Below are 14,277 nucleotides of genomic sequence, written 5' to 3'. Positions count from 1 at the left end.
GGTCCGGTTGGGCGAGCTGTGCGAGGTGACATCAATGTCTTCGGCCTGCGCCTGGGGGAAGTCAAAATCCCCGCTACCCACCAGGGCGGTAAACGTGGGGGTACTGCCGCGACCGATGCGGATCTTTGCCCCCCAGCCGATATTTACTCCGGTTGTGCTCATTGCCGTTTACTCCAAGGCATAGGGTCACTGCGCCGCGCGCCATGACGTGATTTCAAAATCAAGAACGAGAGTGCCGAGCGGCCTGCTGCCATCGCCCTCGGACGTGACACTCAGGCCGGTCGGGAAGATCTGGACGCCGGCGGACCAGATCGCGGCCCTGACGGCCGGCTCAATCAGGGCCGCATCCGCGTCGAGCTGGTCCTCAAGCGCCGCCGCAGCACCGCTCCGCTTGAGAACAATCTGCAAGGTGGTGACGCACTCAAACTGCCCGGAGGAGGCAGGCCGGATGCGCTCTCCCGGGGTCAGGATCCCGATGACCGGCAGGGTCTTTGTGTCGATCGAGCCTGCCCAGATATCGAGGAAGGTCATATCCGAGAGGGCCGGAAGTGCCTGCAGGGCGGCTTTGGCGGCCCTGCGGTAAGCGGATCGGTAACTCACGCGCTGACCTCCGTCAGATCGCAGACCAGAAACCCATCGGAGGCAGGCGCGCGGTAGGGCCAGACAGCATCCACCTCAAAGCGGCGACCATCGGACAGGGTGATCTGGTCCCCCCGCCCGATATCCGGAGCATCCCCGCGCCGCAGGCGCAGCGTGGGCCCGAGATCGCGCACCCGCACTCCATCGGCATCGACCAGATCGACCGGGGACCCGCGAAAGATCGCCCGGATCTCGCGCGGAAGCCCAAACTTCGGGACATAGGTTAACGGGGCTCCGAAGACGTCATTGATGAGCCCCGAGACCCCGTCAAAGAGGCTGCTCATCAGGCGGTCAGAGCGGCCGGCGCGGCGCCGTTCAGGCGCACCGTCCCGGTGGCTGAGGGGTTTGCGGCGGCTTCCGTGGCCACGCCGAGCAGAAGGTTGCCAGCGGTGGCCGCGCTGGTGCAGATCCCTGTCCCGGGGGTGACATAGATCGGCGCCCCGACGGTCCAGGCCTGCGCGGAGGTCTTTTTGAGCGCGAAGACCCCTTCGGTTTCGATCATCACGCGCGCGCCCTGAGCGGCGTCATGGGCGGCAACCCCGGCCAGCACACCCACCACGACGACATCGCCGGAGAGAGTGGCCCGCGGGGCGGGGACGGCCAGCGTATTGCCGGGCTGAAGATAGGTTTTCATGAGAGATCCTCATCAGGGCCGCCCCCATCAGGGAGGCGGCGGGTCAAACGACGAAGGGCGCCACTGAGGGCGCCCTTTCGTCAGATCAATGCGGGTGGCCGGTCTCAGGCGCCGGCGTTTTTATAGCCGCCGCGGAAATCGGTGGCCCCGACGCCGAAGTCGAGCTCGACCGAGAAGGCCATGCCCTGCTGCCCGAAGGGTTCATCCATCCGCATGCGCGGCCCCTCTTCGCCCTGCAGATAGCCATACATAAAGACCGGGGCGTCCTGGGGGCTTGCGAACATATGCCAGCTGTTGCCGGTCAGATAGGGCGAGGTGATGTTTTGCAGCTTGCCGACATAGGGGTTCACGTTGCTGGCCTGCGCCGCCTGGATCGGGGCCAGCAGCTGCAGCGCTTCAAACTCCTTCGCCGGGCCGGTCAGCAGGATGCGCGGCTCGATGGCAAGATAGGTCTCGCCATCGAGGCCTTTGCGGTTGCGCATCGCCTCATAGCCTTTGGCGATGCTGGTGGGCGTGATGCCGGCGGCCGTGGCCGCTTTGGTGCCATCGGTGGTGTTGAAGAGCTGCCGGGTGGTTTCCAGCAGGGTCGGGCCGTCGGCATTGGCGCCCGAGAGCATCATTTTAAAGAAGGTCGCATCCTCAAAGGCGGCCACCGCGCGCCCACGCGTCGAGAGCAGCCGGTCGATGGCCTGCAGATCATCGTTCACCATCATCTGGCGCGAGATCCGGAAGGCGCGGGCATAGGGGATCAGCAGCACGCTTTCCTTTTTGTCCGACACGCTGCCGTATTTGATCTCGCCGCTTTCCGGCACTTCCAGAAGGCTCGGCCAGTCGCCGATCTGCGCGATGGGATGCGGGCGGAAGTCGACAAAATCGATCCGCTCGGCCAGCGCCTGATAGACCGGCTGGGCGGCGGCATAGGCCGCGGCCAGCCGCTTGTTCATCGCGTTCTCGAAGATCGCCGGGAAGTCCGAGATCGAATGCGAGCCAAAGGCCATTTCGATCGCGCGCAGCTCACCGGCCCCGCGGCCGAGGCGCTGGCGGTTGCCCATGCTCATCGCGGCCATCTCTGCGACGCTCAGCGCCATGAAGTCGCGCGCCGGGCCCTGAACCTCGCGGGCGCGCGACATCCGCGCGATCAGCGCGCCTTCCATGCCGGTGCGGCGGGTTTCGGTCTCATCGCGCAGGATGCGGGTGCTCGGACCCTTGCCGTTGATCTTCACTTTCTGCTCTCCGCTGCCGTTCAGCTCGGCGTAAACCTGACGGGTGCTCATGCCGCGCGCGATAAAGTCAGCGGCCTGACCCGAGGACGCGCCATGACGGGCGCACATATTGATGATCGCCACGGCGGAAGCCTTCGGCGCATCATCGTCCTCCTCCGCCTCCGGATCGTCCTCGCCGTCCTCGCCCTCAGCTTTCGCTTTGGACTTCGCCTTCGCCTGCGATTTCACTTTCGCATCGGGCTCATCGTCTTCCGCTTCCGGTTCGTCGTTTTCCGACAGGTTGATGTCGTCTTCCTCCTCTGCAGCCACGGTTGCAGTGATCCGGCTCGGCTTCAGTTTGTTCTGGGGCATGGTCTTTGCTTTCGGTTTGGAAAGGGAGGCCCCTGCCATCATGGCAAGAGCCGAGGCGCGGGAGCGGCGGCGCGGAACTGCGCGTGCCGCTGCCTGCAGGTTGGCAGGGGCTTTGGTGTAAAGGCCGTAATCAAAGGCCGCAATTTCGGCCTCATCGGTGTCGTCATCGACGGCGGTGGCAAAGCCCGCCTCGACCGCCGCCGCGCCGTCGAAATAGGTCTCAGCCCGCATGATCTCGCGGGCCTCCTCAATCGTGAGGCCTGCCCGCTTTGCGTAGATCCCGGCATAGGCGGTGGCGATCACGCCGAGCCCTTTGGCGGCCTCGAGGTGATCCTTTTCAGTCCCGCGCCCGTCGACATACCAGGTCGCGGGGTCATGGATCATCAGGATGGAGCCGAGCGACATCACGATGTCATCGCCGGCCATGGCGATCAGGGAAGCGGCCGAGGCGGCAATGCCTTCGACCACCACGGTCACCGGGCCGTCATAGCCGCGCAAAGCGCTGTAGATGGCCTGGCCTTCCGTGGCCACGCCGCCGCCGGAATTGATCCGCACGGTCAGCGGCCCGGTGCGCCCGGAGAGTTCCTCGCGGACCTGTTTGGCGGTAAAAAATTCCTCATCCCAGAACGATCCGCCGACCGTTCCGTAGAGCAACAGCTCATTCATTCAGGGTCTCCCGATAGGGGTTTGGGTCAGGCGGCGATCCGGTCCATGGCCGCGTAAAAGGCCGCCGGGTCGGACTGGCGGAACATGGCCAGCAGGCTGACCACCTTCGCCTCGATGGTTTCGCCTTCAGCCTCGCCCTTGTTCTGGCGCGAGACATCGGCGCGCGGATCACTGTCAAAGGGCAGCCCGAGGCGGTCGGCTTCTTCTTTGTCCTGCCCCTGCTCTTCCATGAGCCGCTCGGGATCGATCCCGAGCATGCGCACCACCTGCTGGCGCGAGGCAAAGCCCGAGCGGACCGCTTCGCGCAGCGCCGCGAACTCCCGCGCCGGATCGACCAGGAATTTGCGCGGGGGCACCCAGGCGAGGGTGATGTGCTGCCAGATATCGCCCGGCAGACCCGCCTCGATCAGCGCGTCGGCATCGACCGCGGCCCAGGCTTCCACAAAGAGGCGGCTTAGGGGCTGCATCATCTGCGGGATCATCATCACCCACTGCCAACTGCTGACGTTTTGATCCATATCGAGCCGCCCCATGCGGGCCGAGGAGAAATTCACCTGACTGAGATCGCCGGTGAGCGATTCATAGGTGATCCCGAGGCCGGCCGCGATCGAGCGCAGGACCGATCGGGTGAACTCATCATAGCCCTCGACGCCGGGGGGCACGGCGAACTTCACATCCTCGCCGTCGGCCAGATCATAGATCGAGCCCGGAGACAGCTCTTTGAAATCGCCGTCCCGCGATTGCCCGCCCTGGGTCTCGCCCGGCACCCGGAAGACCGCAAAGCAGGCGGCGATCTCCTGACGCAGGAGCTGCGCATCTTCATGGTTGGCCAGATCCTGCAGCCGCATCATCACCGGGGCAAACCACGTCACCCCGCGCTGCTGGCCGGGGCGATCCACCCGGTAGATGTGCAGGATCTGATCGGCGGGCACCCGCAGCGACGTGCCGCGCCCGACCTGCAGCACGCCCTCGGCCCCGGGATGCTCGGGGTAAAGCCAGTAAGCCACCCGGCGCCCCGCGGCATCATATTCAATGCCATTGCGGATCTCGCCGCCTGCCTCAAACCGCCCATAGCGGGACTGGTCGAGATAGTCCGGCTCCAGCACTTCGAGCTGCAGCGGCAGCGCATCGGCGATCAGGCTGTCTTTGTGGATCCGGACCAGCGCTTCGCCGGCATCGACCACGGTTTTCATCACCAGCCCCTGCAGCCCGTAGAGGTTCAGCCGGCCTTCGCGGTCAATCCGGGTACTGTCGAGGTGCGCTTCAATCTGGCGGATGCCGCGCTCGCGGATTTTGCGCAGCCGGGGCTTGCTCATTTTTGGGTAGTCGACCGTGATTTTGGGGATAATCCCGTCGCCCACCACATTGCCGGTGATCACGGCCTGCGCGCGGGCCGCGAAGGGCGTGTTGCGGACAATATCGCGGGCATAAAACGCCATCCGCTGGCGCTGCGCGGCCGCGCTGTCCGCGTCCGAGCGCGCGGCTTTGAGCGACGAAGAGCGCCGCCCCACGGAGGCGGCATCATAATGCGCCACCACTGCCCGCGAGCGGGCCCGCTGCGCCGCCCAGCGGGGCGCGACATTCAGGATGGCGCGTTCCAGCAGGTTCATCAGGTCATCCTTTGCGGAAGGCGGGTGAGTGAATGCGCGGGCGCGCGGTGCGCCCGAGCGATTGCTCCATCTCGGCCTTGATCTGGCGCATCTCTGCGAGGCTGCGGAAGGTGATCTTTTCGCCGTTCTGCTCGATCGAGGTGACCCCCTTGGCGATCATCGCGCAGAGGGTCTCATATTGGTTTTGCGTAAAGGCGCTCATCGCCGCCATTTCCCCCTTCGTTGAATGAAGCCATGTCCGGCCGGAGCGGCGCGAAGCGCCTGAGGCGCTTCCGCCAGAAGCGGCGCTGCGGCAGAGGCGCCCGCCGGGGGCGAGGCCTCCTCTGCCCTGAGAACCGCATAATCATTGGCCTCTGAGAGCATCGCCCAGGGCCGCGCAGGTGCCGCCCAGTTGATCTTCTCCGCACCAAGGATGATGTGCTGGGCGCGGGCCTGCACGAGGTGGTCGAAGCTTTCGTTGCGGACCATGCCGGGGCGCTTGTCCCAGCCGCGCGGCCCGCGCCGTTCCGCGGTGAACTCGATCAGATGCTTCTCTTCCATCCAGCGCGGGATCTGGCAGATGTTCTCGCCGTCCTCCGTCAGCCGCAGGGACACGGCCACGGCATCTTTCAGCCGGTTGGTTGCCATATTGAGGATCTTGATATCCGCCGCGACCTTGCGCTTGCCCGAGGCCCGTTCCGGGGCTTTGAGCCAGACCCGATCGGGCAGATCGAGCCGGCCGTCGCCGCGCGTGAGATACCAGCGGTGGCCCTCTCCGGCTTTGCGCCGGCCACGGTAAAACCGATAGGCGTTATCCGTGGTCGAGCCGGGGCCGTGCATGTCGATGGCGACAGAGACGGCTTTCAATCCCCAGTCGCTGTCCTCCACCGGCCAGACCCGGCTGCTGAGTTCCTCAAGCACCGCCCAGTCTTCCGGGATCTCGCCGGGCCGCAGCGTGCGCCCCTCCGCGGCCGGGGCGCTCTCAGGCGGCGTGATCAGGTCAAACCGATCCACCGGCTGATGCCGGCCGCCCGGACCCCAGGCGGTGACGCCCACCGAGAAATAGGTGCCCTGCACGTCGACCTGGACGGTCAGGTAACGGCCCCAGGCCGGGACAACACCTTTGGGGGTGAGGCAGGTTGCAGCCTTATCCCTGAGCCCGTCGAGCGTGATCTCCATCTCGGTGCTGGCCGAGCGCATCCGGTAGGGCTGCGCCTGCCCGGTGGTGACCGTGCCGCGCAGCTGCTCCTCATCGCCGGTGGCCTCAAAGTGGTTGAGGCCGGTCTGATAGGCCGCCACCAGTTCCGCCCAGGTCGAGAAGGCGGCATTGGTGCCATCGAGCCAGTAGCTCAGCAGATCGGTGCGGCGCAGGCGCGGGTCCTCGATGCCGACCAGCGCGACCCTGCCGTTCTCATCAGGGGCGCTTTCATGCAGCCAGCGGCCGAGGGCATTGACCTCGCGCTTGAGCTCATGGCCGAAGGTCTCGCGGCAATGCGGGCAGCGCATCCGCGCGGCCTCGCCCGCCTCGGTGGGATCCGCCGAGGCCGGATAGACCAGCTTTGAAAAGGTCATATCAAAGAAGCTGCCGCACTCCGGGCAGGGCACATACCAGCGCCCTTTGGTGCCGCCCGGATAAAGCGACAGCACGCCGTAGCGCACCGGCGGGCAGTCATTGGGCGTGCTCGGGCGCCAGTTCTCATCCGAGATCGGCGCACCGGGGCTGCTCTCAATCACCACCATGCCGCGCGACAGAAAGGTCCGGGTGCGCGCGCGCATCTGGGTATAGGGATCGCCATCCCCGATCGAGCCATTGCCCCAGGCGGGGCGGTCAAAATCCGTGGCCATCAGCATGCGCACGGTGGTCGAGGCGAGCTTCTCGGGCGTCGGCCAGTCGAGGGTGAGATGCGTGCCGCCGGTGAAGAGCTTTTGAAAGATGGTATCGGCGCCGCGCCCCTGGGCCTGACGGGCGCGGATGGCGGGGCTGTTTAAAATCATCGGCGCGATCTTCTCGCGCTCCATCAGGGCGGCGGCATCGCGCGTCATCTGAAAGAGCGCCACCCGGCCGGGGTCCGACATCACGGCATGGGCCATGATGGTCTGCAGCATCTGCGTCTTGCCCGACTGCGCGGGGCCCGCGAAGACCATGGCCCGGAAGCGCCGCGAGGCGGACATATCCGAGGGCTCGGTCATATAGGGCGCGACATCGGCGCGGAACGGCTGCCACTGGCCGGAGACATTGACGCGCATATACTTCTCGGCCGAGCGGGTGACCGAGATCCGCTCTGCCGGCCGCAGGGTGGGCAGCGCCTGTTTCAGCGCAGAGCGCGGGTCGGTATAGGGCGGCAGCGGTTCCTGCCGATCGAGAAACGAGCGCGGTGCGCGGCTCAGATCACCCATTGCCTTTGTACCTCAACATCGGGGACGTCCCGCTCACTCAGCTCCGCCTCCTCGATGCGGGCGGTCATGGACTGCAAAACGTCATCGCCAAAGCGGACCACCGCCGCCACCTGCTCGGGCCGCAGCCCCAGCTCGCGCTCCAGACGGTCGGGCAGCGCCTCCACGCCCTCGCGCACAATCCGAAACAGCGACTCCAGCAGATCGACGACATCGCCAAGCGGCACCAGCTGGCGGCGCATATGCGAGGCCTTCGACCAGGCGATATCGGCCTGGGCGGCATCGCGGCGCTGCTGGGGCGTCATATTGGCCTGCGGATCGTCGATGGTCAGACCGAGGAAAGAGGCCTGCAGCGCGGCCACCTGATCGCGGTTGTGGCGGTTGCGGAGATCAACATCGGCCTCGCGCGCCTTGCGCCAGGCCCAGCAATGCGAAAGCCGCAGCACATAAGCCCGCCCGTTGCCACCGGCCTGCGCCACTGGCATCTGGTCGTGGCGGATCCACTTCGCCACCGTGTTGACGGTGGTGTTCAGGGCTTGAGCGATTTCTTCCTGATTGCAATCGGCATCCATCACGCCCGGCGGCAGCGGAAAGCGATCGAGCATCGCCTGCAGCTCAGCGCTCACCTCGACCGGCAGCAGCTCCGGTGTCATGGTCTCATCGGTCATGGCGAACCCCAACAACAACCCATTGTCGCAGCAAAATAAAATCAAAAAACGCCCACGAACCGGGGCGCGAATTACCCGCGTGCGGTTGAGGCCCGGGAAGGACCCGCCCGAATTAGGCGCGCCGCTCGACCATCCTGCGCAGGGTTCGCGCCAGATGATCGGGCAGCCTTGCCCAGAACTCTGCAGCGGCGGTCTCGTTGAACCCGAGCGTCTGGTCATAGACCGGCGCGGTCGAGGTGAAGGTCAGGATGCGGATCGGGATGTCACCGGTGCGGTTGCGCCGATAGACCCCCGGCGCGAGGCCATGCTTTGGCACGAAGTAGCGCGCCGAAGCTTTGCGCAGCTTCCGGGTTTTGGAAGAGGCGGTTTCATTGGAGCTGTAGCCGACATCGCGGCCCACTTTCAGCTGGCTGAGCACCTGATTGCGCTCACCCGTTGACCAGTTGCCATAACGATCGAGCCGGGCCTGCGGCGTTGGAACGATGCCGACCGCAGTGCCGGGGGCCGCGAGCGTGAGCCGCCCTTCAATCCCGGTCTGCGGCCGAGACCCGCCATGCTCCTGAACCTTCAGGAAATGCCGCCGCCCGACTGAAGGGCGCTCACCGATCTCCACTTCGAGATGCGAAGGCCGTGCGCCCCGGTTCACTCCGAAGGCATTGCGGGTGAAGGGCGCCGGGCGGTCAAAGACCTGATCGACCCGGAGCCGGATCTGCTCCTGAACTTCCTTCGCGGTGTCATTGAGCGCCCAGGACGCAGCGGTGCGGATATCGCGATCAGCCAGCTTGCGCACCTGCGAGAGGAAGCGCGCGGTCTCGACATCGAAGCGCAGCAGCATGGCGGGTCTCGCGAGGAAGTGTGTATATATTTGCGCAATTCATTGCGATATGCGCGAATCGTGTGTATATAAGTGCCCATCAGGAGGGGCGATGGAACTTGAGACCAATTCCCGAAAGCTTCTGAAGGTACTGAAGGACGCAGGCTTTGAAGAGATCTCCAAGCGGGGATCCCATCTGAAGCTTCGGAAGGGCGAGGTGACGATCATCCTGCCCCATCCGAAGAAAGATCTGCCCCTTGGGACCGTGAGAAGCATCTACCAGCAGGCCGGGCTTCTCTAGCCCGTTCCTTTCGCCCTGCCCTTTCTTTCGATGGGAGACTGACATGCGTTACTTTACAGCCCTCGTTCACCAGGATGGTGACAGTGCTTACGGCCTGAGCTTTCCCGATCTTCCGGGCTGCTTTGCGGCGGCCGAGGACTGGAACGGTATCTCTGCGGCGGTCACCGAGGCGCTGGATCTGTGGTTCGAGGATATGCCCGACGTTGAGCCGGCCTCTTTGAACGTGATCCGCGCGCGGGCCGATGTGCGCGACGCTGTCGCCGCCGGCGCGGTGTTGATGACGGTGCCCTATATCCCGGCCGATACGGCATTGGAGCGGGTGAATGTGTCCATGGAGCGCGGGCTCTTACGTGCCATCGACGAGACCGCCAAAGCCCGCAAGATGACCCGGTCTGCCTTCCTGGCATCGGCTGCGCGCCGCGAACTGGTAGGGGCCTGAAACGCACAACGCCCGCACAGTCGATCTGACCTGCGGGCGTAGTTGTGGATGATGTCAAAAGGGGTAGACGCGACGGACCTAAGCCGTCAATCCCCTTTCTTCAGCCGATATCCCTGCATACGGTCAAGCGCCTCACTCAAAGCCGCTCGGAGCGCCTCTCGCGCTTCACCCTTCGCCGCCCATCCATGGGCACGCAGAACGGCTGTCACGTCCTGATCCTCCAGGCAGACCGCATCGACCAGCCGCCGCAGCGTGATCGGCCTGCGCCCTGAGCCTGCCCCACGGCGCACCTGCAGCGCAAAGCCATCCCCGATGCGCTGGTGCAGGCTGCGGATCTCTTCCCGGTCTCGCAGCAGTGCCTCGATAAAGCCGCCCTGCCCGCTGCCACCACCGCCACCGCCGCGCGCTTCCACGGAGGCGCACTTCATACCGGCGCTGTCGTGTTGCTCGACCAGCGTCTGATAGTGCCGCGCCATGGCGATCTGCCCCGGCGTGAAGGGCGCCACAAAGGGCGCATCGCCCTTGTGACGCGCCCGGGCCTGCCGGCACATCACCGAGAGCTGATCTGCGCCGCGCCAATAGGGGCCTGCCGCGTCATTGACGCGCTGCATGATCCCACGCGCCGGAGCCACGGGCGCGGCCTGCATCCCCTCAGGCGGCGTGGCCTGAGTGAGGATCTGGCGCAGCCGAGCGGCCTCAGCGCTGCACTTTTGATCGCGCGCCTGCTCGCCCTCAAGCCAGGCAATGCCTGCATCGAGAAAGGCAGTGGCCTCTTCGCGCATCCGGCGCAGCGTGACCCGCGCCAGCTGCGCGAGCGAGGCGGTCTCCCCGGTTTCATAAAACCAGTGCTCAATCTCATCAAACTCTGCCGCATTGCTCATGCCGCGACCTCTCCCGCTTTGCGTTCCCGCGTCAGACGGCCGCGATCAACGATCTCGCGTGCGGCTGCCTCATCTCCGATAAAATCCACCAGCCAGCGCCGCTCTTCATCGCTGGCCTGCTCATAGCGGATACGCTCCTCAATCAACTGACGCCGACGACGATCATCCACCGCCTGTCCCTGGACCTGCCGGAGGTCATAGGGCAGCACCGGGCGCTGGTGCTGGCGCAGGTGACGATAGAGCTGCACCAGATACCCCGCCGCTTCCGCGCGCGGACCCTCAATGGAGGCCAGCCAGCTGCGCACGATCGGCTTTTCCTCAAAAGGCCGGCGCTCGAGCGCTTCGGCCATCTGCCGGATCATCAGCTCCGAAGGCCAGAGATTGCGCTTGGGCCCGGCCGCGGCTTCGAGGATCTGATCGGCCAGCGCCTCGAGCGAAGGGCGCGAGAGATAGCTCAGGTACTCCGCCAGCCGCTTCAGCATGGCCTCATGCTCCGGGCTGCTCAGCCCCTTGCCGCGCTGCAACCCGCTGGCGGTCAGCCGCTGCAGCACCAGCTCCCGCACGGCGTCCCGGCCTGTTGTGTCGTGGGTGGTGTTTTCCTCACTGCGCACGGTCCTGCCCTTCCTTCTCAGCCGCTGCGCGATCAGCCAGCACTGCGGTCTCGATTTGTGCGAAAGATTTCATTTCTTCTCATCTCCTCTCAGTGCCGACTGTTTTGAGGGCGCAAAAACGGGCAAAAGTGCCCGTTTCGTCCAAAACCTTCCGATTTCCTTCCGCATTCCTTCCCAAAACCTTCCGGCGGAATATTTTGGGAATGTTTTGGAAGCTTTAGTTTGAGCCGATCTCGAGTGCTTCCATGCCCGAAAGCACCACCCGCACAGTGCGGCTCTTGCCCTCGCCGATGTTATCCATCAGCCATTGATCGAGCCGCAGGATATAGGCCGGATTCTCTGCCATGCGTCGACTGCCACCCGCGCGGATGATCCGGTCGGGCAGTTCCTTCAGGCGCTTGCGCTCCCGATCCGCTGCGCGGCGGTCCTCAGCATCGGTGGCGGATTTCGCCGCGCCCTGCGTCACCGTCAGGAGCTTCGGGTGATAAAGTCGAATGCGCCCATCCGAGCAGACACAGCGCTTCCAGCCATAAAGCGGCGTCACGGGCCGCTGCATAAGCCTTTGCCAGTCTTCCAGCGAAATCCGGGCGATCCATGCCAGATCCTTATCCGCCACCGGCAGGGTGCCGACCGGGTCTTCATCCTGTGAGCCGCAGATGAGATCGAGCCAGACGGCCCGCACTTCCCGATCTGCATCCCGGCGAAAGTCGCTGCTGCGCCACCAGGAATGATGAAACTGAAACCAGCCATGGCTCTCAAGGCGCACGCCAACCGGGATCGGATAGCGATCGAGCTGGTCATCCGTCACGGGGCGAAGATGTGCCGCGGTATTCATTCTGCACGCTCCTGGGCATGCGCCCGCCGGCGCAGATCAATGATCAGATCTGTGACGGCGATCGACGGATGCGCCACCAGAACGAGAGCGCCGCCCGTGACCGTTTCCTGCCAGTCAATGAAGCCTTGGTCCCGGTGTTTGGCCTGAAAGGATTTCAGCAGGCCGAGGCCTTCGGGCAGCTGTCGGGCAAGGCGGATCAGCTCCCCCGCAGCTGCGTGATAGGGGGCCATATCCCGGGTGAAATCAATCACTGCCATATCTTTAAAGCTTTCAGCGCGCATCTGCTTCCAACCTTTCCCGGGCAAGCCGGACTGCGGTTTCAACGTCATGCAATTCTTTGATGGCCTGCGCCCTGTCTCCGGCATCGGCCGACTGCGAGGCTGCCAGCAGAGCGCCAACGGCCTCACCGGCTTCCCGTGCGATACTGCCGGCATGTTGAATGAGGCAGCGTTCGGGACCGACCGTCCTGTCGAGACGTCGGGCCAGCATGCGGGTGACCGGATAGCGCCCCGAGGCATCTTCCAGCGCAATGACATCAGCCACGGTCCAATCGAGCTGCCCGGAGACCTTCTTGCTGATGGTGCCTTTGCTGGCTCCCCTGCCCCAACGCGCGTTGATGGTCTCAGCCGCCGCGTCATAGCAGCCGAAAAACCCCTCAATCAAAGCAGACAGCGAGGCTGAGATCGAAAGCCGCGGATCAGCCATGAGTAACCTCGTTTCCTTGGAATGCACGCCCGGAAATCTGAGAAAGGGAACATGATGAAAAGCTCATTCCTCTTCACCTTTCTCCGTGCGGCCGCCCTGCTCGGGCGGATTTTCCGCCATATACCGATAGATGCGGTCGGCGACGGCAACTGTGGGGCTGGAGCTTCCCTCTCGCCACAGGGCCCAGATCCCCCATCCGGACCCCACGGCCAGCCTCAGGACCGTTTGTGGTTTCCGTCCAACGGCGGCAGCATAGGCTTCAATGTCGCAGATGAGTTTCTCCATGCCCTCATCTATGGGAATAAAAGCTCACCTGTAAAGAGCATTTATTCCCATCGCTTACTCAAGGCATTCGTGGGATTATTTGCCCATGCGTAACGATGTTCACTCCTTTATTACCGGCTTACGGGCGTTCTTTGACGCCCATTCCGATGTTAGACCCGCGACAGTCAGTGCGGCGGCCGGCTTGAATAAGTCGGCCATCCGAAAAATGCTGACCGGCGATGTAGCCTCTCCCAGGCAGGACACCGCCGAGCGCATCGCGGCGGTTCTGAACCTGACGGTCGAGCAGATTATCGCACAGGACTTTGAACGCCGCGGGTCATCGCAGCCGACAGTGGCTGTCGCTGGTCTGGTGGGCGCCGGCGCCATCGTGGATCTCTGCGATGCCTACCCGAAGGGCGAGGGGATCTTCCAAGTCGTCTGTCCTCCCCAAATCTCTCCGCGGGGCGTAGTCGCTGTGGAGGTAAAGGGCGACAGCATGGTTCCGGTGTACCAGCCGGGAACAATCCTGTTCTATTCCCGTGACAGCATCTGTGTACCGTTGGAGGCAATTGGCCGGATCTGTGTCTGCGAAGATGAAGACGGCCGCGCTTGGGTCAAACAGGTTAAGACGGGGTCCGAAGAGGGAACCTTCAGCCTGATTTCAGTCAATCCCACCTCGGAAACCATGCATGGCGTAAGGCTGAAATGGGCTGCTCCAGTTCGTTTCAGTCTCCCCCCTGAATTTGTAGAAAGAGCATAGGGCAGACATGACGCGATCACTCTCCACGGCAAGGGTCTTTTTGGTTTTCTTTGAGATTGTCGGATGGATTGCGGTCGCGGTGGGGGCGTTTCTGCTGCTGTGGGCATTCGCTCAATCCTCCCCTCAATACCTCGTAGCTGCGGTCTGCCTGTTGTTGGGGGGATTGGTGCAGGTGGTCTTCACTCAGATCGCACGAGCGCAGGTCGAGACAGCCGAAAACTCTGCACTGGCCGTCGATCTTCTGCGCAACATCTACAGCACCCTTCAGAGGCCGGCGTCACCCCTGGAGCATGGCACGGAGGGAAGCCGGCCCATGGTGGGGCCTGCAACATATAGGGCGCCAGCAAATCGGATACCGAAAAATAGTGCCGGGCACTATGTGGTCGGCGAACAGACTTTCGTAAATCTGGCAGAAGCCCAACAAGCTCTGAAGCTCTCCCGTCGATCCTGAAGTTGCCTTCAAATCCCTAAATGGGAATAAATGACCATCACAACTTGACGTG

At 64.1% G+C, this 14,277-nt stretch carries 19 protein-coding genes; 4 read left to right on the top strand and 15 right to left on the bottom strand.

What is annotated here, in order from left to right:
• Positions 1–186 precede the first annotated feature (186 nt).
• From EG244_RS16425 to EG244_RS16385, 9 genes are all read right to left on the bottom strand, one after another.
• Entirely contained in the window at positions 187–600 is a 414-nt protein-coding gene (locus EG244_RS16425; protein WP_124966266.1) for a hypothetical protein, read from the bottom strand.
• Entirely contained in the window at positions 597–923 is a 327-nt protein-coding gene (locus EG244_RS16420) for a head-tail joining protein (RefSeq protein ID WP_124966265.1), read from the bottom strand. The genes EG244_RS16425 and EG244_RS16420 overlap by 4 nt, the downstream gene beginning before the upstream one ends.
• On the bottom strand, positions 923–1,273 hold the full coding sequence (locus tag EG244_RS16415; RefSeq protein WP_124966264.1) for a DUF2190 family protein: 351 nt from the start codon (positions 1,271–1,273) through the stop codon (positions 923–925). Before EG244_RS16415 ends, EG244_RS16420 begins: the two co-directional genes overlap by 1 nt.
• Before the next feature lie 104 nt (positions 1,274–1,377).
• Complete coding sequence (locus EG244_RS16410) at positions 1,378–3,513, bottom strand: head maturation protease, ClpP-related (protein ID WP_124966263.1); 2,136 nt, start codon at positions 3,511–3,513, stop codon at positions 1,378–1,380.
• Positions 3,514–3,539: 26 nt separating this feature from the next.
• Positions 3,540–5,123 carry a phage portal protein gene (locus tag EG244_RS16405; RefSeq protein ID WP_124966262.1) on the bottom strand — a complete coding sequence of 528 codons (1,584 nt, stop codon included), beginning with the start codon at positions 5,121–5,123 and terminating at the stop codon, positions 3,540–3,542.
• 4 nt (positions 5,124–5,127) lie between these two features.
• Positions 5,128–5,334: a phage head-tail joining protein gene (locus EG244_RS16400; protein ID WP_148097638.1), complete on the bottom strand. Its 207-nt coding sequence runs from the start codon at positions 5,332–5,334 to the stop codon at positions 5,128–5,130.
• On the bottom strand, positions 5,322–7,499 hold the full coding sequence (locus EG244_RS16395) for a terminase gpA endonuclease subunit (protein ID WP_124966260.1): 2,178 nt from the start codon (positions 7,497–7,499) through the stop codon (positions 5,322–5,324). Before EG244_RS16395 ends, EG244_RS16400 begins: the two co-directional genes overlap by 13 nt.
• Entirely contained in the window at positions 7,487–8,164 is a 678-nt protein-coding gene (locus tag EG244_RS16390; protein ID WP_124966259.1) for a DUF1441 family protein, read from the bottom strand. Before EG244_RS16390 ends, EG244_RS16395 begins: the two co-directional genes overlap by 13 nt.
• Positions 8,165–8,276: 112 nt before the next feature.
• Entirely contained in the window at positions 8,277–8,999 is a 723-nt protein-coding gene (locus EG244_RS16385; protein WP_124966258.1) for a hypothetical protein, read from the bottom strand.
• 91 nt (positions 9,000–9,090) lie between these two features.
• Here EG244_RS16385 and EG244_RS16380 point away from each other — a divergent pair, with 91 nt between their 5' ends.
• Positions 9,091–9,279, top strand: coding sequence for a type II toxin-antitoxin system HicA family toxin (locus EG244_RS16380; protein ID WP_124966257.1), 189 nt, complete (start codon positions 9,091–9,093; stop codon positions 9,277–9,279).
• A gap of 43 nt (positions 9,280–9,322) precedes the next feature.
• A complete protein-coding gene (locus tag EG244_RS16375) occupies positions 9,323–9,718 on the top strand; it encodes a type II toxin-antitoxin system HicB family antitoxin (RefSeq protein ID WP_124966256.1) in 396 nt (131 codons plus the stop codon).
• Positions 9,719–9,804: 86 nt separating this feature from the next.
• Here EG244_RS16375 and EG244_RS16370 read toward each other — a convergent pair whose 3' ends face one another.
• The 6 genes from EG244_RS16370 to EG244_RS16345 all read right to left on the bottom strand — a co-directional run bounded on the left by EG244_RS16370 (position 9,805) and on the right by EG244_RS16345 (position 13,035).
• Positions 9,805–10,599, bottom strand: a complete 795-nt coding sequence (locus tag EG244_RS16370; RefSeq protein WP_233589043.1) for a hypothetical protein — start codon at positions 10,597–10,599, stop codon at positions 9,805–9,807.
• On the bottom strand, positions 10,596–11,210 hold the full coding sequence (locus tag EG244_RS16365) for a hypothetical protein (protein WP_124966255.1): 615 nt from the start codon (positions 11,208–11,210) through the stop codon (positions 10,596–10,598). The genes EG244_RS16370 and EG244_RS16365 overlap by 4 nt, the downstream gene beginning before the upstream one ends.
• Before the next feature lie 217 nt (positions 11,211–11,427).
• Complete coding sequence (locus tag EG244_RS16360) at positions 11,428–12,045, bottom strand: hypothetical protein (RefSeq protein ID WP_124966254.1); 618 nt, start codon at positions 12,043–12,045, stop codon at positions 11,428–11,430.
• On the bottom strand, positions 12,042–12,326 hold the full coding sequence (locus tag EG244_RS16355; RefSeq protein WP_199738009.1) for a hypothetical protein: 285 nt from the start codon (positions 12,324–12,326) through the stop codon (positions 12,042–12,044). The genes EG244_RS16360 and EG244_RS16355 overlap by 4 nt, the downstream gene beginning before the upstream one ends.
• Entirely contained in the window at positions 12,316–12,750 is a 435-nt protein-coding gene (locus EG244_RS16350; RefSeq protein ID WP_124966252.1) for a hypothetical protein, read from the bottom strand. The genes EG244_RS16355 and EG244_RS16350 overlap by 11 nt, the downstream gene beginning before the upstream one ends.
• A gap of 63 nt (positions 12,751–12,813) precedes the next feature.
• Positions 12,814–13,035: a hypothetical protein gene (locus tag EG244_RS16345; RefSeq protein ID WP_124966251.1), complete on the bottom strand. Its 222-nt coding sequence runs from the start codon at positions 13,033–13,035 to the stop codon at positions 12,814–12,816.
• A gap of 85 nt (positions 13,036–13,120) precedes the next feature.
• Here EG244_RS16345 and EG244_RS16340 point away from each other — a divergent pair, with 85 nt between their 5' ends.
• Together EG244_RS16340 and EG244_RS16335 are read left to right on the top strand one after the other, a co-directional pair.
• On the top strand, positions 13,121–13,774 hold the full coding sequence (locus EG244_RS16340) for a S24 family peptidase (protein ID WP_124966250.1): 654 nt from the start codon (positions 13,121–13,123) through the stop codon (positions 13,772–13,774).
• 7 nt (positions 13,775–13,781) lie between these two features.
• Complete coding sequence (locus tag EG244_RS16335) at positions 13,782–14,225, top strand: hypothetical protein (RefSeq protein ID WP_124966249.1); 444 nt, start codon at positions 13,782–13,784, stop codon at positions 14,223–14,225.
• The last annotated feature ends 52 nt before the right edge of the window (positions 14,226–14,277 follow it).

The organism is Falsigemmobacter faecalis (assembly GCF_003863335.1).
Taxonomy (GTDB): domain Bacteria; phylum Pseudomonadota; class Alphaproteobacteria; order Rhodobacterales; family Rhodobacteraceae; genus Wagnerdoeblera; species Wagnerdoeblera faecalis.
This window is presented reverse-complemented; position numbering and strand designations above follow the sequence as displayed.